Origin of the sequence: Brevibacillus sp. AF8 (assembly GCF_021270385.1) — a bacterium.
In the GTDB taxonomy this organism is placed as follows: Bacteria; Bacillota; Bacilli; order Brevibacillales; family Brevibacillaceae; genus Brevibacillus.
The window spans coordinates 12,733-34,145 of record NZ_JAGQDN010000025.1 but is presented as its reverse complement, the minus strand read 5'-3'; the positions used below and the strand labels follow the sequence as shown (position 1 = coordinate 34,145).

18 protein-coding genes and 1 riboswitch are annotated in these 21,413 nt (G+C 46.5%); of the genes, 14 read left to right on the top strand and 4 right to left on the bottom strand.

Translation table 11 applies throughout. The features are described 5' to 3' along the window. The first annotated feature begins 22 nt into the window (after positions 1 to 22). Positions 23 to 103: riboswitch (cyclic di-GMP riboswitch) on the top strand. Positions 104 to 358: 255 nt separating this feature from the next. Next, positions 359 to 910: a DUF5317 domain-containing protein gene (locus tag KB186_RS24540; RefSeq protein ID WP_106785319.1), complete on the top strand. Its 552-nt coding sequence runs from the start codon at positions 359 to 361 to the stop codon at positions 908 to 910. Next, positions 894 to 2,231, top strand: coding sequence for an HD-GYP domain-containing protein (locus KB186_RS24535; RefSeq protein ID WP_173612220.1), 1,338 nt, complete (start codon positions 894 to 896; stop codon positions 2,229 to 2,231). Before KB186_RS24540 ends, KB186_RS24535 begins: the two co-directional genes overlap by 17 nt. Positions 2,232 to 2,259: 28 nt before the next feature. On the opposite strand, the gene KB186_RS24530 is transcribed toward KB186_RS24535, so the two are convergent. Then, entirely contained in the window at positions 2,260 to 2,799 is a 540-nt protein-coding gene (locus tag KB186_RS24530) for a histidine phosphatase family protein (RefSeq protein WP_173612221.1), read from the bottom strand. Between the two features lie 276 nt (positions 2,800 to 3,075). Between KB186_RS24530 and KB186_RS24525 the strand changes: the two genes are divergently transcribed. Together KB186_RS24525 and argH are read left to right on the top strand one after the other, a co-directional pair. Further along, complete coding sequence (locus tag KB186_RS24525; RefSeq protein ID WP_056487125.1) at positions 3,076 to 4,335, top strand: argininosuccinate synthase; 1,260 nt, start codon at positions 3,076 to 3,078, stop codon at positions 4,333 to 4,335. Next, positions 4,332 to 5,777, top strand: coding sequence for an argininosuccinate lyase (gene argH, locus KB186_RS24520; protein WP_221867391.1), 1,446 nt, complete (start codon positions 4,332 to 4,334; stop codon positions 5,775 to 5,777). The genes KB186_RS24525 and argH overlap by 4 nt, the downstream gene beginning before the upstream one ends. A 60-nt stretch (positions 5,778 to 5,837) precedes the next feature. Here argH and KB186_RS24515 read toward each other — a convergent pair whose 3' ends face one another. Further along, positions 5,838 to 6,749, bottom strand: coding sequence for an acetamidase/formamidase family protein (locus KB186_RS24515; RefSeq protein ID WP_173612223.1), 912 nt, complete (start codon positions 6,747 to 6,749; stop codon positions 5,838 to 5,840). Positions 6,750 to 6,888: 139 nt separating this feature from the next. Between KB186_RS24515 and KB186_RS24510 the strand changes: the two genes are divergently transcribed. From KB186_RS24510 to KB186_RS24500, 3 genes are all read left to right on the top strand, one after another. After that, complete coding sequence (locus tag KB186_RS24510) at positions 6,889 to 7,989, top strand: GerAB/ArcD/ProY family transporter (RefSeq protein WP_232774564.1); 1,101 nt, start codon at positions 6,889 to 6,891, stop codon at positions 7,987 to 7,989. A gap of 168 nt (positions 7,990 to 8,157) precedes the next feature. After that, positions 8,158 to 8,526 (top strand): hypothetical protein, encoded by a 369-nt coding sequence (locus KB186_RS24505; RefSeq protein ID WP_232774563.1) that lies wholly within the window; start codon positions 8,158 to 8,160, stop codon positions 8,524 to 8,526. A gap of 18 nt (positions 8,527 to 8,544) precedes the next feature. Then, positions 8,545 to 9,090, top strand: coding sequence for a hypothetical protein (locus KB186_RS24500; RefSeq protein ID WP_232774562.1), 546 nt, complete (start codon positions 8,545 to 8,547; stop codon positions 9,088 to 9,090). 96 nt (positions 9,091 to 9,186) lie between these two features. Here the strand turns inward: KB186_RS24500 and KB186_RS24495 are convergent, their stop codons facing one another. Then, positions 9,187 to 10,344 carry an iron-containing alcohol dehydrogenase gene (locus KB186_RS24495; protein WP_232774561.1) on the bottom strand — a complete coding sequence of 386 codons (1,158 nt, stop codon included), beginning with the start codon at positions 10,342 to 10,344 and terminating at the stop codon, positions 9,187 to 9,189. A 331-nt stretch (positions 10,345 to 10,675) separates the two neighbouring features. On the opposite strand from KB186_RS24495, the gene ftsE reads away from it, so the two are divergent. The 6 genes from ftsE to KB186_RS24465 all read left to right on the top strand — a co-directional run bounded on the left by ftsE (position 10,676) and on the right by KB186_RS24465 (position 18,247). Next, on the top strand, positions 10,676 to 11,362 hold the full coding sequence (gene ftsE, locus KB186_RS24490; RefSeq protein ID WP_173612226.1) for a cell division ATP-binding protein FtsE: 687 nt from the start codon (positions 10,676 to 10,678) through the stop codon (positions 11,360 to 11,362). Next, a complete protein-coding gene (gene ftsX / locus KB186_RS24485; RefSeq protein ID WP_047069723.1) occupies positions 11,352 to 12,248 on the top strand; it encodes a permease-like cell division protein FtsX in 897 nt (298 codons plus the stop codon). The genes ftsE and ftsX overlap by 11 nt, the downstream gene beginning before the upstream one ends. A 27-nt stretch (positions 12,249 to 12,275) precedes the next feature. Then, positions 12,276 to 13,478 carry a murein hydrolase activator EnvC family protein gene (locus tag KB186_RS24480; RefSeq protein ID WP_173612227.1) on the top strand — a complete coding sequence of 401 codons (1,203 nt, stop codon included), beginning with the start codon at positions 12,276 to 12,278 and terminating at the stop codon, positions 13,476 to 13,478. Between the two features lie 92 nt (positions 13,479 to 13,570). Then, on the top strand, positions 13,571 to 15,040 hold the full coding sequence (locus KB186_RS24475; RefSeq protein WP_232774560.1) for a S41 family peptidase: 1,470 nt from the start codon (positions 13,571 to 13,573) through the stop codon (positions 15,038 to 15,040). 15 nt (positions 15,041 to 15,055) lie between these two features. Next, the gene (locus tag KB186_RS24470; RefSeq protein ID WP_173612229.1) at positions 15,056 to 16,417 is read left to right on the top strand and encodes a PDZ domain-containing protein; all 1,362 of its coding nucleotides are present in this window, start codon (positions 15,056 to 15,058) and stop codon (positions 16,415 to 16,417) included. 120 nt (positions 16,418 to 16,537) lie between these two features. Further along, the gene (locus KB186_RS24465) at positions 16,538 to 18,247 is read left to right on the top strand and encodes a hypothetical protein (RefSeq protein ID WP_221867396.1); all 1,710 of its coding nucleotides are present in this window, start codon (positions 16,538 to 16,540) and stop codon (positions 18,245 to 18,247) included. Positions 18,248 to 18,310: 63 nt separating this feature from the next. Here the strand turns inward: KB186_RS24465 and KB186_RS24460 are convergent, their stop codons facing one another. Then, a complete protein-coding gene (locus KB186_RS24460; RefSeq protein ID WP_173612231.1) occupies positions 18,311 to 19,243 on the bottom strand; it encodes a flagellar hook assembly protein FlgD in 933 nt (310 codons plus the stop codon). A 180-nt stretch (positions 19,244 to 19,423) separates the two neighbouring features. Here KB186_RS24460 and uvrB point away from each other — a divergent pair, with 180 nt between their 5' ends. Further along, positions 19,424 to 21,400, top strand: a complete 1,977-nt coding sequence (gene uvrB, locus KB186_RS24455; protein WP_173612232.1) for an excinuclease ABC subunit UvrB — start codon at positions 19,424 to 19,426, stop codon at positions 21,398 to 21,400. Positions 21,401 to 21,413 lie beyond the last annotated feature (13 nt).

Below are 21,413 nucleotides of genomic sequence, written 5' to 3'. Positions count from 1 at the left end.
TCACTTATGTGTAAAATAAAGGTAGGAAAGAAGCGAAGAAGTACGGACTGTATCTGGTCGCTTGGTCCGTATGGAGCCAGTAGCGAATCCAACCTTTTTCGTAATGGAAAAGGAAAGGGGAGCAGGGGCTGTACTTGGTCGCTTGGCCTCTGCATCACGGACAGTAGCGAAGCCAGCTTTCTCCACTATGCCTAAAGGGGGGAAAAGAAAATGAAAAAATGGTTCGCGGCAATTATGATGGTGGTAGCAATCGTAGCAGCTACTTCTGCAAACTTCCATATTGGATAAATAAGCGTATTGGAGAAACAAACACCGCTTGGCTGAGTGGTGTTTTTTCTTCAAGCTTGGAGGAAACAACATGCTATTGGATGTAATTGCCCTATCTTTTCTCGTAGCATTGCTGCGAGGGGGAAGAATCAAAGAATTACCTAAGTTCAACCAAAAGAAACTTCTTATCGTTACCATATTGCTGCAGGCTTGTGCAGCCTTCTTCCCTACGATCGGTGGCATTTTCATATCGATCGCGTATGTGTTTATTTTGGCCTTCCTCGTTTTTAATCGAGAATTTGAAGATATGCGGATTTTTTTAATCGGCTGGTTTCTGAATGCGATTGCAATTTGGTCTAACAATGGAAAAATGCCAATCGATTTAGTTCAAGCAGCAAAGCTCCCTTATGATTTAGAGCCAGTTATAAACGGAACGAATTTCAAGCATAGTGTATTGACGGAAAGTTCAAATTTTCCGTTTTTGACGGATGTCATTTACATGCCATCTTTCATTCCTCGGATTATTAGCATCGGCGATATTTTTATTATGTTAGGTGCCTTTTTACTTGTTCAGCGATTGATGAATAAACCGATTTCATTACTACAACTTCGCGAAGGTAAAAGTTATGCGACAAAAAACTGATTTTGCGGTTTGGATAAAAGGGATTGTTGTCAAGGTTGGCTTTGTCATTGCAGCAATCTATATTTTTTACACATCTTCATCGGAATGGGCTGCTCGTGAGCATTGGGGGGTAATATCTACCTACACCCTCCTGACCATTTTTTCCTGTTTTGCTCCCGTGCGTATATCTAATACGATTTTAACAGTGAACAATGCTGTCATCTTTTCGGGTATCTTGTTGTACGGAGTTTGGGTCGGAGTATGGGCTGCTGTTATTGAATCTTTAATCATTGCTTTCCTGGTAAGGTTCAATCCGCTAAAAGCAATTATTAACATTGGGCAATTGTTAATGACTATATGGACAGTAGCGTTTTTGAAGGATTGGATCGAGGGCTTTGGAACTGTTTCTCCCATTATTAGCGATTTGTTTTTGGCTGTTGTGTATTGGTTTGTGAACCTGACTTTATGTGGATTGGGTATCTCCTATTTTCATCAAATGACCTGGGCGCGAACCGTAAAGATGATGGCAAAAGGCTTTACCTCGACTTACTTGTTGCTTTTGATTCTTGCCGGGGTAGGTTCACGATTAGTAGAGTTATATGGTCCGTTAACACTAATTCCTATGATGATTGCGTTTATTACGATCAGCTACGTATTTCATCATTACTATGACAATCTTCAAAGGCTTCAGCAAAAAGTAGAAGAGGTCAAATCATTCAATCACAACTTCTTAACGACGATGGCTGCTTCCATTGACGCACGAGATCGATACACAAGTGGACATTCTCAGCGTGTAGCTTACTGGGGAAGAGAAATTGCGAGAGATATTGGTTTGGCCGAACGAAAAGTGGAGGATGTTTATATCGGGGGAATCCTGCACGACATTGGAAAAATCGGTATCGAAGACGAAATTCTTAATAAAAAAGGAAAGCTCACTCCCGAAGAGTATGACAAGATCAAGCAGCACACGGTCATTGGCTACGAGATCATTTTGCAAGCAGGGATGTTCAATGAATTGCTTCCTGCGATTCGCTCCCATCATGAGCGTATAGATGGCAGGGGATATCCGGATGGTTTAGCCGGGGATGAGATTCCGCTGATGGCGAGAATTTTAGCCATTTCTGATGCTTTCGATGCGATGGTTGCGGACAGGCCTTATCGAAAAGGATTGCCCGTGGAGGAAGCGCTTCAAGAAATCAGACGGGGTTCTGGTACCCAATTTGATCCGATATTGGCGGAGCATTTTATCAGAATCGTTCAGCGACTGCCGTGCGAAGAATTACAGAGCATTATCGGAATAGAGTCCATCCCACAAAAACAGTTACAGGAGGCAATCAGATGAGCTGCCCCTTGTAACTGTTTTTATTCGTTTACGACCATATGCGGACGATCTCTCTGGATTCTAAATGGCAGGTAAGTTTGAAGACATCTGGATTGCTTAATTTCTCCCAATCGTGAAAGCCAAAGCGGTCATCTATTGATTTCATGAGCAAGGCCAGCAGGCATCCGTGGCTGACAAGCACAATATCTTTATGCTCGTCTGCCAAAATCTCAGTGAGCAACGAATTTGCCCGATTTATAGCAGTAAGACTGGATTCGCCACCTTCGAATTCAAGAGTCAGATCATCGAACGTATCGCGCAGTCGCTCGAACCAATCCTCACGTGGTACTCCGCTAAGAACGCGCTCGACCAAACGGGTATCTTCTTCAATCACGATTCCGCGTTCCTGTGCAAGTGGTTGGATGGTGGCAACCGCCCGATGATACGGACTCGAAATGATTCGATCAACGGGGGAACCTGCGAAGAAGGTGGCAAGCTCCCGAGCTTGTACTTCTCCCTTTTCCGTGAGCTGGGCATCGGGTTCTTGGCCAGCAGCCTGACAATGACGGACCAAATAAATTGTTTTCATAATCCCTCCAAGAGCCTTCTCCTATGGAATTCCTCCTTTCACTCATTCGCTACCCTGGATAAGTTTCCCTTTTATCACGCAAACGTTTATGCATAAACAGATGATGAGCATGCATAAAAACAAGATAAGCTTTATACGAGAAGTGCATAATTTCTCTGCATCTCCGTTTTTGTCTGCGAATTCACAAGAAATATACAAGAAAAATAGTTGTATTTTTATTAGTTCGTTTGTATAATTACTCGCATAAGAGAAACTTTGAAACGGGGAGAGAGAATGATGGCAAAAGAAAAAATTGTGTTGGCCTATTCAGGCGGTTTAGATACATCGGTAGCAATTAAATGGTTGCAAGATACGTATAACTACGATGTCATTGCAGTTGCATTGGATGTAGGGGAAGGGAAAGACCTCGATTTCGTACAGAAAAAAGCATTGCAGGTAGGGGCATTGAAATCAATCGTAGTGGATGCCAAAGATGCATTCGCAGAGGAATTCGTATTGCCAGCCCTGAAGGCAAACGCGATGTACGAAGGCAAATATCCATTGGTGTCTGCACTGTCGCGTTACCTGATTTCGCGCGTGCTGGTTGAAATCGCGGAAAAAGAAGGCGCGGTAGCTGTCGCGCACGGTTGCACAGGAAAAGGAAACGACCAGGTGCGCTTTGATGTTTCCTTCACAGCGCTGAACCCGGATATCAAAATCGTTGCGCCGGTTCGTGAATGGGGCTGGACGCGTGACGAAGAGATCGAATATGCGAAAAAGAACAATATCCCGATCCCAATCGATCTGGACAATCCATACAGCATTGACCAAAATCTGTGGGGCAGGAGCTGCGAGTGCGGTGTTCTGGAAGATCCTTGGGCTGCTCCTCCAGAAGGTGCATACGATCTGACGAAGTCGATCACGGATGCACCAGACGAAGCAGAAGAAATTGAAATCACTTTCGTACAAGGGAAGCCAACTGCATTGAACGGCGAAGAGCTCCCACTGGCTGAGTTGATTCTCAAGCTGAACAAAATTGCTGGAAATCATGGTGTAGGCCGTATCGACCATGTGGAAAACCGTTTGGTGGGCATCAAATCTCGTGAAGTTTACGAGACACCGGCGGCGACTACTTTGATTTTGGCGCACCGTGAGCTGGAATTCTTGACCCAACCTCGTGAGGTCGCTCAATTCAAACCGATTGTCGAGCAAAAACTGGCGCAAGTGATTTACGAGGGTCTCTGGTATTCGCCAATTCGTAATGCTGTCCAGGCATTTATTGAAGAAACGCAAAAACACGTAACGGGTGTCGTACGCGTGAAGCTGCACAAAGGACATGCGATTGTTGTAGGCCGTACCTCTGCATCGTCTCTCTACAGCCATGAGCTGGCGACTTACAATGCAGGTGACCAATTCGACCACAAAGCAGCACTCGGTTTCATCAAGCTGTGGGGTCTTCCTACAAAGGTATATGCACAGGTGAACGAGGGTGTACTGCACGAAAATAAAAACACAGCCATTAAGATTTTGGATGAAAAGGATGCGATCAAGCAATGAAACTCTGGGGAGGACGCTTCACGAAGCCGACGAATCAACTCGTAGAAGAGTATACTGCTTCTATTTCTTTCGACCAGAAAATGTGGCGACAGGACATCGTCGGAAGCCTGGCTCATGTTGCCATGTTGGGCAAGTGCGGCATCCTGCCGATGGAGGAAGTAAGACAGATCATCGCTGGCTTGAAAAAAGTAAAAGAGAAAATTGAGCGCGGGCAAGCTGAGTTTCTCGTTGCGCACGAAGATGTGCATATGAATATTGAAAAGATGCTGATTGAAGAGATCGGTCCGGTGGGGGGCAAACTCCACACCGGCCGCAGCCGCAATGATCAGGTTGCGTTGGATATGCACCTGTACCTCAGAGAAAAGCTGATGGAGATTATCCAATTGGCGATGTATTTGCAAGAAGCATTGCTTGAGCAAGCCAGCCAGCATCTCGATACCGTCATGCCCGGGTATACACATTTGCAACGTGCGCAACCGGTATTGTTTGGTTATCACTTGATGGCGTATGTGTCCATGCTGCAACGCGATATCGAACGGATGACCGAGACTTGGAAGCGTGTGAATGTGCTGCCGCTTGGAGCAGGTGCCCTCGCAGGTACGACATTCCCGATCGACCGCACATTTGTAGCGGAATTGCTGCAATTTGACGGAATCTATCAAAACAGCATGGATGCAGTGAGTGATCGCGATTTCATCGTCGAATTTTTGGCAGACGCTTCTTTGGTCATGACCCATCTTTCCCGTCTGTGCGAAGAACTCGTCATCTGGAGCAGTCAGGAATTCTCCTTTGTAGAGCTAGACGATGCATTTTGCACGGGGTCCAGTATCATGCCGCAAAAGAAAAATCCTGATGTAGCAGAGCTGGTTCGCGGAAAAACAGGGCGTGTTTACGGCAATCTGTTTGGATTGTTGACCGTATTGAAAGGATTGCCGCTGGCTTACAATAAGGACATGCAAGAAGATAAAGAAGGCATGTTCGATACGGTAGCTACCATTCATGGTGCACTAGCGTTGCTCACGCCGATGATGAAGACGATGCAAGTCAAAGCAGATCGCATGCGTCAAGCAGTTACCAACGATTTTTCCAATGCGACAGACTTGGCAGATTACTTGGTTCGCAAAGACATGCCGTTCCGTCAGGCGCATGAAGTCGTAGGAAGAACTGTCTTGTACTGCATCGAGCAGCAAAAATATCTTCTCGATTTGACCTTGGAAGAATTCCAGAGCTTCTCAGAGGCTATTGGGGCAGATGTGTATGACGCTCTAGCTGTTGAGACCGTCGTCAATGCACGCAACGTGCTGGGTGGGACCGCTCGTAATCAGGTAGAAGTCCAAATAGATTGGTACCGCAAGCAACTGGTAGAAACACATGCTTGGGTGGACAAAAACAGTCAAAAGGTCATGATCGAATCCTTGATCGATGTCGGTTCACCTGCATAAAAACGTACATGAATGAAGAACAAAAACCCCAAAGCTTTGGGGTTTTTTTGCGTTCTATCCTTATCTACCGACTATTTTCGAATCAAAGCCTACTGCGGTTGCGTATGCAAGAGGCAGCTCCATGCGGGCTGTCTTTAAGGGATCGACGACCTGACAGATACGCAAATCGCCCGCAGCGGAGAGCAGGAAGGTGGCTTCGGCCTTTTCTACGCCCAGCTCTTCGTGTAGAAATTGTACCATGTTGATGACCGCTCGATCCGCAGCCTTGTCCAGCTCTTTTTCCGACGCAATCGTGATCAGGTGCTCTTGGTTGACTGCCATCGGTAACGGCCACTGTTTTCCTTTTATCACATCGAGCTTTACGGTTACTTCCCCTGCGATTTCCACACCACATACAGCTACTTCACCGTCAGCCATTGCAGCATGGAGGTCACCCAGGGCAAATAATGCGCCAGGAACATTTACGGGTAAAAGCAATGTAGTACCTTCCCGCATTTGCTTGCAGTCCATGTTGCCGCCGTGATCGCCAGGCGTACCGCATGAAATGGTTTCTTTGGCAGGAGCTGTTCCAATTACGCCAATCATGGGATTGATCGGAACTTGAAGCTTGTCTGACAAGACAGCTTTTCCATCTTGTATCGGTATCATTTTGATCACATTTTCTTGCAGGGCGAATCCCATTACACCCAGTTCTGGCCCAGTAACCATTACGCCTTGATTTTTAATCTCAATTTTCTGAATATGAACAACCAAAATATCGCCTGGTTCTGTTCCTTCTATATAAATAGGGCCGGAAGCAGGGTTGATCCGATTCCAATCAAGCTCTTGAAACACGGTGTCAGCCGATTGGATTTGGTCCTCGAAGCAATCGCAGGTTTCAAACGTTACGGTACTGCCTGCTTCCACCTTCAAGACCGGCCGATTCTCAGGAGACATGGCATAAATCACATCCTGCTTTTTTACTCTATACATGGTTGCAGTCCTCCAGTCCAATTCGGAATTTACATATATTTCTTTATCGTAGCATGAAATGCCTATGTGTTTAGCGCCGAATCATGGGGGAAATAATTGTACAAAAGGATCGAAGGCCTAAAGAGAGCAGGGAGCAATCATGCAAGAGAGCTATAAGATCAGTCCCCGTCAACTATTGATGCTCGTCACCCTTGTTACCATTGGGGACTCGGTTCTCGTCCTGCCTGGCATGACGGCTGCACTCGCTAAACAGGATGCGTGGATATCCGTCCTGATCGGGCTTTTGGTGGGACTGCTCAATATTGTCTTACTCATAGCTGTGGGGAAGCTGTATCGGAATCAAAGCTTTTTCACCTTCGTTGATCAAACTGTCGGGAGAGTACTGGGAACCATCATTACACTCTCGTTTATTAGCTATACCTTGTTTTCAGCAGGGGCGCATGTCATGGAGATTGGGGACTTTGTTGGTACGCATCTATTAGTTTCGACTCCAAGATTCGCGATACAGCTATTGTTTGTCATTGTGATTATGTTTGGTGTGCGTTTGGGACTGCAAACAGTCGCAGAATCGGCAGAAATCTATTTTGTCTGGTTCTTTTTCTTTTTTGGGTTACTCATGATTACCCTGCTGCCACAGGCGGAAATGTCGAGAATTCAACCTGTTTTTGAAAATGGGTGGAAGCCTATTTTGCAGGGATCTACTGCGGCATTCGCCTTTCCTTTTTCAGAGCTGGTCATTTTTATGGCAGTTCTTCCGTTTGTCTCGCCCATCCAAAAACGGATGAGAGCTTTTTTTCTGGGGACGTTGCTAGGGGGAATTGTGCTGTTAATCATCATGGTGATGTGCATCCTTGTTTTGGGGGCAGATCAGACTGCGCGGCATTTTTATCCGACCTATGTTCTCATCAAACAGCTGAAGCTCGGGGATTTCATTCAGCGGCTGGAGGCAATTATCGCGGTGATCTGGTTTATCGCGGTGAGCGTCAAAATTACGCTGTACTGCCTGTTTTTTCATTTGGGAATCCGCCACGTCTTTCGAATCGACAACTTCAAGGTTCTAATCTTCCCGTACATCGTTTTGCTCATGGTGATGTCTACGATTTTCTCGCCCAATATTGTCGTCTTTGGGGACATCATTGCGAAGTACTGGCCGTTTTATGATTTTACCTATAGCATCATTGTACCGTTGGTGCTGTTATGCGGAGATCTAATTCGGAAAAAATGGCTGAATCAAAACTGATGATGTAAAAAGAAAGCCGCACTCCTTAAGGGAGCACGGTTTTTTGTGTCGTCTTACAGGCGAGAATTATATGTAATAGAGTGGTGTTGGAAAATAACGGTTTTACAATAATTGGAATATAATATAAAATATAAATTGAGGTAAAAAATGTAAAAAGGAGAGAATTAAATGAAAAGAAAATTGTTTTTGACAGTTACTGCCTCTCTATTTGCTGTTACTGCGGTATCTTCAGTTGCATTTGCTGCCTTAGGGTTTAAATCGAGTCAAACTTTTACGGTAGTATCAGCAACATATGATGACAAATATATGAGTGCACTAGGAAGAACAGAAGGGAATTCCGATACAGTTAAGGCAAAGGTCTATGTAGAGATTTATAAAGATGGTAAGTTTCAAGATAGTGCTGTAGATGAAAGAGAAGGGGAATGGGCAGAAGCTCAAGTTGATGTAACTTACGGAAAAGGAAAATATACTGCAAAGTCTAACCACAAAATTTGGGACGCAGCAGGAAAAACAAAGACGACCACTACTAAAGGGTAAACTTTATGAAATAGAGATATGGAAAAGGAAAAATTATTAGGGTGGAATATATTCACTCTTTCTATATGTATTACTCTTGCTGCGGTTACGTCATTAATTTTCATCCATGTAAATTCTTTGAGCGCAGAAGAAACTTTCATTACACAAGAAAAAAAGACGTATATGAGGGACAAGCGATCCAAAGAAATTAATGATATGCTTGAGCAATCTTGGCAAAATGCAATCAATACTTTCGCGTTGAATATGGATGGTCTTGAAAAATTTGATTGGTTTGATAGCGATCATATAACTATGAATCTGCAGGATCCGGAGAGTACCTATTTTTCCGAAGATTTAACTAATGCGCTTAATAGTGTACGAAAACCAGGTGATCTTGTTCCATTGGTGTTGACCACATCAAATCTATCAGAGGTATATATTCTTTTTCAGAGGGAAGAAGGAAATGGGAATTTTGTTAAGATGAAATTAGTTTCGTATGTTAAGAAAGAGAAAATTAACCAGGATCAGCGAAATCCCAGAAATTGGGTGATATCTTCAATAGAAGAAAAATATCCAAGTAGATAGTGATAAACATAGAAAATATAAGAGAAGCCTTAGTTCCGTCTTATACTGGACTAAGGCTTCTTTATATATTTTTAAAACCGAAAAATGAAACTAGATTTACAAACTTAATCGAAGAATCTGTGCCACGTCATCACTCGTCAACGTTTTAAACTGACCAATCGGTCCAAACGGAGTAGCTTTTTCGGCCATGAGCTGCAAATGCTCGTCGGTGATACCGTAATCAGCCAAGCGAGTAGGGGCACCGATGCGCTCAAAGAAAGCTTCTGTAGCGGCAATCCCTTCCAAAGCGATCTCATCGTCTGTCTTGTCGGAAGGATCGACATTCCATACTTCTGTCGCGAACCGCACAAAGCGAGCGACGTTTTCACGGTACACATAGCGCATCCATTTCGAGAAGATGATCGCCAGACCGCCACCATGCGGGATGTCGTAAACAGCACTCACAGCATGCTCAATGGAGTGGGTTGCCCAATCTGTTGTGACACCAACCGGGAGAGTGCCGTTCAATGCCATTGTTCCGCAGTACATAATGTTGGCCCGCGCATCGTAGTCTTCCGGATTGGCGAGGACGCGTTCTGCATTTTCGATGACGGTTTTCATGATCGACTCGGCAAAACGTGTTTGCAATGGAATTTCGGTTGTATGCGTGAAGTACTGCTCGAATACATGGGACAAAATGTCGCTGATTCCGTAGATCGTTTGGTCTCGAGGCACGCTGAACGTATGCTCTGGATCTAAAATCGAAAACGCAGGAAACGTCGTGCCAGCCCCATGCTTTTCTTGTGTCTCCCAATTGGTGACGACACTTCCCCGGTTCATTTCAGAACCAGTAGCAGCAAGTGTCAGTACGGTACCGAGGGGCAAAGCCTCTTGTGCGACCGCTTTACGCGTATAAAAATCCCATACATCTCCCTCGTAAGGCACACCAATCGCGACTGCTTTGGCCGCGTCGATTACACTGCCACCACCTACAGCAAGTATCCAATTGACGCCCTCTTGACGGCATAATTCAATTCCTTTGTTCACGGTACTCAGACGTGGATTTGGCTCCACCCCCGGCAAATCATGCACGCGGCAGCCCGCAGACTGCAGGAGAGAAATAACTTTGTCGTAGAGACCAGTTCGCTTTATACTGCCACCACCATATACCAAAAGAACAGTGGGACCTAGCTGTCTTGCTTTTTCCTCGAGCTGGGCCAATTGACCCCGTCCAAAAATCAGCTGTGTCGGGTTATGGTAAACAAAATTTTCCACGTTATAACCAGCTCCTTTTTTATGATGCCCTCTTGTCACACTCATTGTAGCCAACTGTTTTCCATGATGCTAGTTGGGAATGTGCAGTCTTATTTTCTCTCAAATTCGTGACAGTTGTTAACAATCGAAGCTGTTTCGACAAGAAATGAGAGATTTAGTGGATACCATCCGTGAATCGTGGTGGTATAATGGATAAGATGGGAAATCACGCTGTTTTTCAACAAGGTATAGCAGCGGTTGCTAGAGGGTAGAGGGGTTTTGTCGATTTTTACTTTAAAATTCAGGATCAAGATACATAGACAAGGATCTGACGAAGTAGGATGTGATTGGCTTGATCGAAATGTTCGATGTATGGAAAACATACCCGAATGGAACGAATGCTTTGAAAGGTATCAACATTCGGATTGAGAAAGGTGAATTTGTGTACGTAGTAGGCCCCAGTGGTGCGGGTAAATCTACGTTTATCAAATTGATGTACCGTGAAGAGAAGCCGACGAAAGGACAAATCTTTTTGGGTGGCTTCAATGTCAGCAGAATCAAAGAGCGCCAAATTCCATTAGTCCGTCGCAGTATCGGTGTCGTGTTTCAAGACTTCAAGCTGCTGCCGACGTTAACCGTTTTCGAAAACGTCGCATTTGCGATGGAAGTAATCGAGAGCAATCCGAAACAAATCAAGCCGCGCGTGATGGATGTTTTGGGTCTCGTAAAGCTCAAGCATAAAGCCAAAATGCTGCCAAACGAGCTGTCCGGTGGTGAGCAGCAACGTGTTGCCTTGGCGCGCGCATTGGTGAATAGTCCGGGAATTATAATCGCGGACGAACCGACGGGGAACCTGGACCCAGAGACCTCTTGGGAAATCATGAAGCTGTTTGAAGAAATTAATCAACGTGGAACGACAGTCGTTATGGCTACCCACAATAGGGAAATTGTAAACACCATGAGAAAACGGGTGGTTGCGATCGAAGCAGGCCAAATTGCCCGTGATGAGCAGAGAGGGGAATATGGTTATGAAGATTAGGACGCTGGGGCGCCATGTCCGTGAAGGGGTCAAAAACCTCGGGCGGAACGGCTGGATGTCGTTCGCTTCAATTAGTGCCGTGACCATTACCCTCTTTATCTTGGGCGTTTTCCTCATTCTGGCGATGAACGTCAATTACTTTGCGCAGTCCGTGGAAAAGCAAGTAGAAATTCGGGTCTTCATGGACTTGCTGGCGACAAAAGAAAACATCACACAGGTTGAGAACAACATCAAGAAACTTCCGCAAGTAGAGTCTGTTTCATTTGTTCCGAAAGACGAAGGGCTGAAGCAATTTAAAGAGAGCCTTGGTGAAAAAGCGTATTTGTTCGAAGGATTGGAGGAAAGCAACCCTCTTCCGGATGCGTTTACCGTAAAAACGAAGCAACCGCAAGACACTGCTGCTGTTGCCGCTCAAATTAAAAATATCCAGTATGTCAAAAGCCTAACCTATGGGGAAGGCACTGTGGAAAAGCTGTTTTCCTTGACAGGAGCAGTCCGTAATGTCGGGATTGCCTTTATTATTGGACTTGGTTTTACAGCGATGTTCTTGATTGCCAACACGATTAAGCTGACAATTGTGGCACGTCGCAGAGAGATTGAAATCATGAAGCTCGTTGGTGCCACGAACTGGTTTATCCGTTGGCCATTCTTTGTGGAAGGGCTCATGATGGGTGTGGCAGGGGCATTGATTCCGACCATTATGCTAATGGTTGGCTATTACTACCTCCTGGATGCCATTCACTCCAGTTTTGAAGCTTCCCAACTGTTTAAACTGTTGCCGCTATTCCCGCTCGTGTATCAAGTGGCGTTGGCTTTGCTGGCGATTGGTGCATTCATCGGGATTTGGGGAAGCTTGGTGTCCGTACGTCGCTTCTTGCGAGTTTAATAATTTGAAGAGCGTGGGAGGAGTATCATGAGAAAGAGAATCCTGCTAGCACTCGTAATCACTGGGCTTGTAGTCGGTACTGTGCTCCCGACAAATGTGAGCTTGGCAGCGCCTAGTAAGGCCTCTTTGGACAAGATTAATCGAGAGCTAAAAGAGATCCAAAAGAAGAAGAAAAGCCAGCAGCAGCAAATGAAGAAGACAGAAGAACAGATCAATGTCGTGCAAAAAGAGAAAAAGGGCTTGGAAACGCAATTGATGCAAATCGATTTGCGTCGCAACGATACACAGAAAAAGCTGGACAAGCTTGAGCAGCAAATGGATGAAACCAAGGAAAAAGCAGCAAACGCGCAGGATAAACTGGATGAGGCAAAAGATCGCGTAGCGAAAAGGGATGCCTTGCTCAGAACACGTGTGACTTCCATGTATGAACGCGGTACGGTCTCCTATTTGGATGTCCTTCTCGGTTCCTCTGACTTTGGGGACTTTTTGACGCGTATGCAGGCCTTGCAGCTTATTTTAGAGCAGGACACGCGTATTTTAGAGGATAACATTCGCGATAAGGAAACCATCGAGACTAAAAAGAAAGAAATTGATCATCAACTGACTGTGTACGCCGGGATGTTCGATGAGGCTGAGGAGCTCAAAGTCGAATTGGACAAGCAGTACAAGCAAAGTATGGTGGTCAAGGCTGAACTGGAAAAGAAAGAATCTGCTCTTGAAGTGGATTTGGAGCAGTATGGACAGGAGCTTTTGACTATCACCAAACAAGAGTCAGCCAAATACGCGGAGCGAGTACGTGCAATGAGCGCATCCAGTACAGGGTACAAGGGTGGGAAGTTTGCCTTGCCTGTTGCAAGCGGACAATTTCGCTTCACTTCGGGCTTCGGAATGCGGTCAGACCCGTTTACAGGCCGCTCGGCTGGGCATAATGGTGTAGATATGGCAGCACGGAAGGGAACGCCAATTTTGGCTGCGGCTGACGGAATCGTTCTCTTTGCAGGATATAACGGCGGCTTCGGGAATACAGTAATGATCAAGCATAACGCGGAATATACCACTCTGTACGGTCATATTCGCGAGGGAGGTATCAAGGTTTCTGTTGGGCAATCCGTATCGAGAGGTCAAAAGATCGCAGAGGTAGGATCAACAGGTCGCTCAACCGGAAATCACGTACACTTTACCGTCTATAAAAACGACGTAGCAGTTAATCCAATGCCGTACTTGAAGTAGACCCTCGTGCGACCAGACAAATATTGTGATCGGAACATGCATACACTAGCAGCATATCTTTTTCCGGTAGCACAAAGGATGGTGACGTAACAGTGAGATGGAAAGGACGTACCGTAATCGCGCTTGTACTCATCTCGATGGTAGCCAGTAGTTTTATTACGATGGCGATCATGAAGACATCGGCTAGCGCCAGTTCGAGTCAAGGTGGTGCTTTAACAGCATCCAGCATGGCGCTGTTTTCTGGGAGCGGAGATTATCCGAAAGAGTTCCAGAAGCTGTACGAGGCGTTTTCAGCAATCAAGAAAGATTACATCCAAAATGTCACCAACGAGCAGTTAGTAGAGGGTGCAATTGGCGGAATGGTCGGGTCGCTAGAAGATCCGTACAGTGATTATATGGACCCTCGTTCTGCTGAGGAGTTCACATCTACCCTACACTCGACTTTCCAAGGGATCGGGACAGAGGTAACGATGCAAAATGGTCGGGTAACGGTTGTTTCGCCATTCAAAAACTCTCCAGCGGAGCGTGCAGGGCTGCGGCCAAACGACCAAATTTTGAGCGTAAATGATGAATCCCTTGAAGGATTGGACCTGCATCAGGCAGTGACGAAGATTCGTGGTCCAAAAGGAACGAAGGCGGTTCTCAAAGTAGTGAGAGCCGGGGTGCCAGAGCCTCTTACCATCGTGTGTGTGCGTGACGATATCCCGATTGAGACGGTAAACAGTCAGATTATCGAGAAGAACGGTGTTAAAGTAGGGTTGATCAACATTACCCAATTCTCTACAGACACGGCTAAACACTTCAAAGAACAGCTGGCTGCTCTCGAGCAGAAGGGGATTGGCGGTCTGGTAATTGACGTTCGAGGCAATCCGGGCGGATATTTGTTAGCTGTGAAAGAAATCGGAGAAATCCTCGTGCCGAAAAAAGGCAAGATCGTGCAGATCGAGTATGGAAATGGCGGACAGCAAAAAGAAGAGTATTTCTCGACTACAGAAGCTGGCAAGCCTTATCCAATCTCGGTACTGATTAATGGCGGAAGCGCCAGTGCATCGGAGATTCTGGCGGGTGCTCTGCGGGATAGCGGAAACTACAAGCTGGTTGGTGAGAAGACCTTTGGTAAAGGAACCGTTCAGAGCACTATGGAAATGAACGACAAGAGCCAATTGAAGCTGACGATTGCCAAGTGGGTCACACCGAGTGGTGAATGGGTCCATAAAAAAGGCATTAAGCCAGACTTTGAAGTCAAGCAACCAGACTATTTCAATGCAACTCTGTTGCCAGCAGATAAAGTATTGCAGCGCGACATGGCTGGTACTGATGTGAAAAACCTGCAGCTCATCCTGAAGGGCTTGAATCTGTCCCCAGGACGAGAAGATGGCTATTTTGATGAAAAGACAGAGGAAGCAATCAAGCAGTTCCAAACCTCCAACAAACTTGAGGTAACTGGCAAAGTAGATGCGAAGACACGCTCTTCGCTGGAAGAAAGTCTCCGTAAAACGATGACGAAGCCAGAGAATGACCTGCAATTGCAAAAAGCTCTGGATGTAGTCACGGGCAAGTAATGAATAATCAAGAAAATGGAAGCAGGTAAATACCTTCTATCCGTAGAAATGATAACCACGGCAAATCAAATGCCGTGGTTTTTCTTTCTTTTAGTTGAGGTGAGGCAATTGGCGATACAGGCAGATATGCTTACCATTGCATATGGCTTTGCCGCATTTTTTATCAATCCTGTCTTCTATCTCTTTCTGGTGTTTATTTATTTGCATTATCGCAGACAGATGAACCTGGAAAGACAGCTTTTTTCTGCACGCATTCAGTCCCCTTTGCTCTCGACGATACGGGCTGTAGGGATGGGCTTGGTGGGAGGCTTGCTGATTTCTCTTCTTAGTGCAGGACTCGGCGTGGTCGTGCAAGCACAGGATTTGTGGATACTATGGGGATTGGCGCTCATCTTGGCGCTGATTCGTTTACGGTTTCTCTGTTTTGCATATGCTGCAGGGGTATTGGCGATTTTACACGCGATCACACTGGTCATTCCACCGGTTACGGATGTTCCTGGATTGAGCTATGTCTGGGAATTGATTCATCAAGCGAAACCTTTGCCGTTGCTTGCGTTAGTTGCGGTTATGCATCTGATTGAAGCGATGCTCGTACGCTGGAATGGCGGGCGGGATGCTTCTCCGCTGTTTGTAGAAGGGCAACGTGGTCGGATCGTGGGTGCCTATTTGCTTCATTCTTTTTGGCTGACGCCAGTCGTGCTGTTCGTACAGATGGAGCCAAGTGCTATCAGTGGCGCGTTGTATCCAGGGTGGCCGTTCTTTTCACCGGAAGTCGCTTCTTTCGGATTGATGCTTTTGCCAACAGTGACCGGATTCTCTGACATGACGCAAACGATGACTCCGTATAGAAAAGCAACGCAGGTTGCGAAAAATTTGACGCTGTATGCGATTATTTTGTTGGGGTTGTGTGCTCTGGTAGTATGGTTTTATCCGTTGATCTTGCTGGCTGCGATCTTTGCACTATTCGGTCATGAGGCGCTGTTTTTCTGGAGTCAGTATCAAGAAAGAAAGCGTTCGCCTTATTTCATCCAGTCTTCGCGTGGTGTAAAAGTGATGGGTGTCATTCCGGGTACGAGAGCAGAGGAGATCGGTATCACGCCTGGTGAGATTATCGTGAAAGTAAATGGCATTGCGGTGCGGGAAAAAGAAGATCTGTATCCAGCGCTACAAGCCAATCCTGCCTTTTGCAAAATGGAAGTACTCACGCGTGAAGGTGAGCTGAAGTTCGTACAGTGTGCGGTCTATGCGGGCAATCATCACCAACTGGGGATCATTGTGGTTCCGGATGCAAATACCCGTGCATTTGTTGATTTGAAACGCTCCAGTGTAGTCGAGCTGATCAAGCAAAAGCTGGAGAAACTGAATGTTGGAGCTTAAGGATAGTGGGGAGAAGGTATGCAGACAAACATGCATACCTTCTTTTTTTCGAGAAAAGCTTGTCCATTCGGAAACTTACTGGTGGCTGTTGCGTCTCAATGTAGGAGGAAAAAAAAGGGAGTGGGGTCGGTGTTCAAGGTAAAAAGAACGGTCTCGTGGTTTTTGTCGGGTACATTAGCTGCTGCCACGGTTTTTGCCGCACCCTTATCAGGAGCTGGCGCAACGACTTCTGTGACCGTAGCACAGGCACAATCAGTTGTGGCTGTGCCGATGCATGTGACCAAAGGTGTCCAAAAGCTAGTCAAACTTTTACCGGAGTTGTCTTCGCGTTATGTCGTTTACGGTGGCGATGTGGATGGGCCTGGTGTGAGTGGGGTGGCGGTCACGTTTGCGCTGTCTGCGGCTGAGGCTGAATCGTCCATGGATGATGCGATTTTTGACGGACAAACAGGTGAGCTGCTCAGACTGAATCTTACCCCGAAAGCAGCAACAAAGCCTGCCTACCCGACTGAGCAGCAGGCAAAAGCACGTGCGCTGGCTTTTGTCGCTGGATTGCAGGGAACTGCCACAGGAAATGCTTACCAAGCAAGAGAGGTTTTTAAAAATAAGGACCTATTGACGGTTCGGTTGGTGCGAGTCCTGAATAATGTGGTGCTCGATGACGATTATGATTGTCTCGTCAGTTTTGATGCCTCGGGAAGAATCGTTTGGTTTTCTACGTTTGATGGCAGGCTATACGAAAAAGTAAGTCCCTCTTCACTCCCATCTCCGCAGCGCATCATCTCCCCCGAACAAGCTGTTCGAAAGTGGCAAGAAAGCCGTCCATTGGAGCTCGTTTATTTATTGCCCATTCATAATCAAAGCGATCAGGTAGAAGCAAAGCTCGCTTATGTCCTGAAAAATGGAATTATCACGCAACAACATACAGGTAGTGCATTGGATGCCTTTAGTGGCAAACGATTGGTCACAACGAATTCCCGAGCGACAACCAACCCCTCTCAGATCATCAATGTGACCGGAACAGGTGAGAGGTGGGTAGCGCAAACAGAGACGCAAGCGCGTGATTTGTTACGCATGTTGTTTAGAATCGAAACAGAAAAGCTGCCGCTGTCCATCTACGAGGCGAGTTACGATGATGGTCCAGCCCTTCGTTATTTCATATGGGGAAATTTTGGTGAAGGGGTTCCCGATGCTGACAAGATATCTCGAATGGCTACCTTTCCTGAGGGAAGCAATAACGGCGAGCAGCATCATCTACTCGTGACAGATGCAAAGACTGGTGAACTGCTTGAATTTTCCACAAAGGTGAACAATCCACAATGGTCTAATGTGAAAACGGATAAGAAGCGGGATCGGATGGAAGCGGATAAGCTTTTGAAAAGACTGGCTCCGTCTGGAAGCAATCAGATCCAAATAACGGAGGATGGAGATGAAAGGTACACCTCGATCATAGCTGATCCCCTTGTAAACGGCATTCCAGTTTATGGGGTCAATCAAAGTGTGGAGAACGGGATGTATACGATTCAGATCGATTCATGGACGGGTACATGGGAGCAGGTGAGCATAAACAAACCGGCCAGTGTCAAATACCCGGCCCGTTCCCAAGCCCTTAAAGAACAAGTGGCCATGACCCGATTACTGCAAACCTATCCACTTGAGCTGACCTATATCCACCAGCCAGATTATAAGAAAGGCACGATTACATGGAAGCTCGGCTATGACCTTTCGTTTCGCCAAACTCGCTCGCATTGCTTCTGCGGGGGAGAATTTAAAGTAGATGATACGTTTTATGTGGATGCGATAACCGGAAAAGTGATCGTAAACGAATAGGTATTTGCAAAAGAAAAAGCCGCCTTCTCCGATTTCGAAGATGTGCGGCTTTTTGTATAGGTTCTAGGCAGTTGCTTCGAATCCTGTGATTTGATTGAGAGCAACTTTCTTATCATCCTGGAGGACGAATTCGACGACTCCGTTTTTCATGCTGACAGCCTTAACTACTCCGGTAAGAGGAGTAGTGCTAGTGGTGCCATCCGGATTCGTTTGAGACTGGTTGTACGTGATGTTGTAGCCGATCATTTGCGCGTAGGCAAGGGAGTTGCCCATTGTTCTGTTTTCAGGTTTCACCGTCATGCCTACGATTTCTTCGGCTTTTACGGTTGATCCATTATCCAGTTGGAATTGTGCGGTACCGTTTTTGGTGGTAAAACCAGTGATGACGCCATTCAAGATTTCATCAACTTTGGAAATGTCGTTTTTGGTATCTGGATTGCCATCCCGGTCGACTTCCTTTGTTACTTTATAGGAAATCTCACGACCGATCATTTCCATGTACTTCACGCTGTTGTCGAGCGTATTGCCGGCCAGACCTTGCGATTCCAATCCGGAGACGTCTGCCAGCGGAATCGGCGTCGATTCGCCTGCAATACGGAAGTAGATTTTGCCTTGATCCATGTAGACGGCATCAAGTACGCCTTCTTTCTTCTCCGTCTTGGTTTCTCCCGTCATCTCGTCTTTTGTAGTAAGGGAATACGAGGCAGTACGACCTACCAGCTTTTCATACTTTTCCAAAGTGACCATGCTGTTGTTCGATTGCTCCATCAGCGTGGTCATTTTTGTGATTTTTTCTACCATGGTCAGCATACTTGTTTGTTGGATGAACTGAGAGTTGTCCATGGGGGACATAGGGTCTTGATGCTTTAACTGCTCCAGCATGAGCTTCATAAAGGCATTTTGGTCGAGCTCTGTGGAGAATTCTTTTTTGCCTTTATAGCTCATATGCGGTTGTATATAAGGGTTATTTTTGACGGTTGTTCCGGTATCTGACATGTCAATCCTCCCTGAAGGTGGCGAGTGTATCTGCGTATGTTTGTGCTTCCTTCATCTTATATCGGAAAAATTGGTGGAAAGATGAAGACAAACGTTTGTTCGAATTTTGGGCTTAAACTAGCCGGAATTGTGTTATAATGGAAGTAGAAACAGTCATGCTATGAGGAGATGAACGAGGGAATGGAGCGTTTTGAATTGGTATCGGAGTTTCAACCGTCCGGTGACCAGCCGACTGCCATTGCCGAGCTGGTGGCAGGGTTAAAGGCTGGCAAGCGACACCAGACATTGCTGGGTGCGACGGGAACGGGAAAGACTTATACGGCTGCCCAGGTAATTGCTCAGGTGAACAGGCCGACACTCGTGATGGCTCACAACAAAACTCTGGCCGCTCAGCTGTGTGCAGAGTTTAAGGAGTTTTTCCCGAACAACGCGGTGGAATACTTCGTCAGCTACTACGATTACTATCAACCCGAAGCATACATTCCCCAATCGGATACGTTTATTGAAAAAGACTCGAGCATCAACGAGGAGATCGACAAGCTCCGTCACTCGGCTACCAGTGCGCTGTTTGAACGCCGAGACGTGATCATCGTTGCCTCCGTCTCCTGCATTTACGGATTGGGTTCGCCGGAAGAGTATCGCGAACTGCTCTTGTCTTTGCGTGTTGGCATGGAAAAAGGACGGGACGAGATTTTGCATCGGCTGGTCGATATCCAGTACACACGCAACGATATCAACTTTACACGTGGTACGTTCCGCGTGCGGGGTGACGTGGTGGAGATTTTTCCTGCTTCACAGAGTGAGCAGGCGATTCGCGTAGAGTTTTTCGGAGATGAAATTGAGCGGATTACTTCGATTGACGTACTGACCGGGGAGATTTTGGGACAGCGTGATCACATTGCCATTTTCCCTGCCTCTCACTACGTGACGCGCGAGGAGAAAATGAAGCTGGCTATCCAAAGCATCGAGGCCGAACTGGAAGAAAGACTGAAAGAATTCCGTGATGCGGGCAAGCTTCTGGAAGCACAGCGACTGGAGCAACGCACACGGTACGATATTGAGATGATGATGGAGATGGGCTTTTGCTCCGGTATTGAAAACTACTCACGTCATCTGACGGGACTTCCTGCCGGGCATGCTCCGTATACCTTGCTGGATTACTTCCCAGAAGATTTTATCGTCATGATGGATGAGTCGCATATGACCTTGCCGCAGGTTCGGGGGATGTATAACGGTGACCGCGCACGAAAGGATGTACTCGTCGATCACGGATTCCGTCTGCCTTCTGCACGCGATAACCGCCCACTCAAGTTCGAAGAGTTTGAAGGAAAGCTGAAACAAGCGATTTACATTTCAGCTACGCCTGGTCCTTATGAGCTGGAGCACAGCCCGGAAATGGTGCAGCAGGTGATTCGTCCGACAGGCTTGATTGACCCAACAGTTACGGTACGTCCGATCAAAGGACAGATTGACGATTTGATTGGCGAGATTCAGGCTACGATTGCAAAAAATGAGCGAGTTCTCGTCACGACTCTGACGAAGAAAATGTCTGAGGATTTGACGGACTATCTGAAAGAAATCGGAATCAAGGTCCGCTATCTTCACTCGGATATTAAAACGATTGAGCGGATGCAGATTTTACGTTCGTTGCGTTTGGGCGAGTTTGACGTGCTTGTCGGGATCAACCTCTTGCGGGAAGGTCTAGACCTGCCGGAGGTATCGCTTGTGGCGATTTTGGATGCAGACAAGGAAGGGTTCCTGCGCAATGAGCGCTCGCTGATTCAGACGATCGGTCGGGCTGCGCGGAACGCAGAGGGACGCGTTATCATGTACGCGGACAAAATGACAGATTCGATGGCTTCTGCGATTCGAGAGACAGAACGTCGTCGTTCCATTCAGATGGCGTACAATGAAGAGCACGGCATCACGCCGCAAACCGTGAAAAAGTCCGTCCGCGACGTGATCGAGGCGACCAAGGTAGCGGAGGAAAAAGCGGATTATTTGCCACATGCAGACTTCAAAAAAATGCCGAAGAAGGATCGCGTAGCTGTCATAGAGCGTATGGAAGAAGAAATGAAGGAAGCGGCACGCAACCTCATGTTCGAGCGTGCGGCCGAATTGCGTGATTTGATTCTCGAGCTGAAGGCGGAACTCTAAGGAGAGGTTTTTT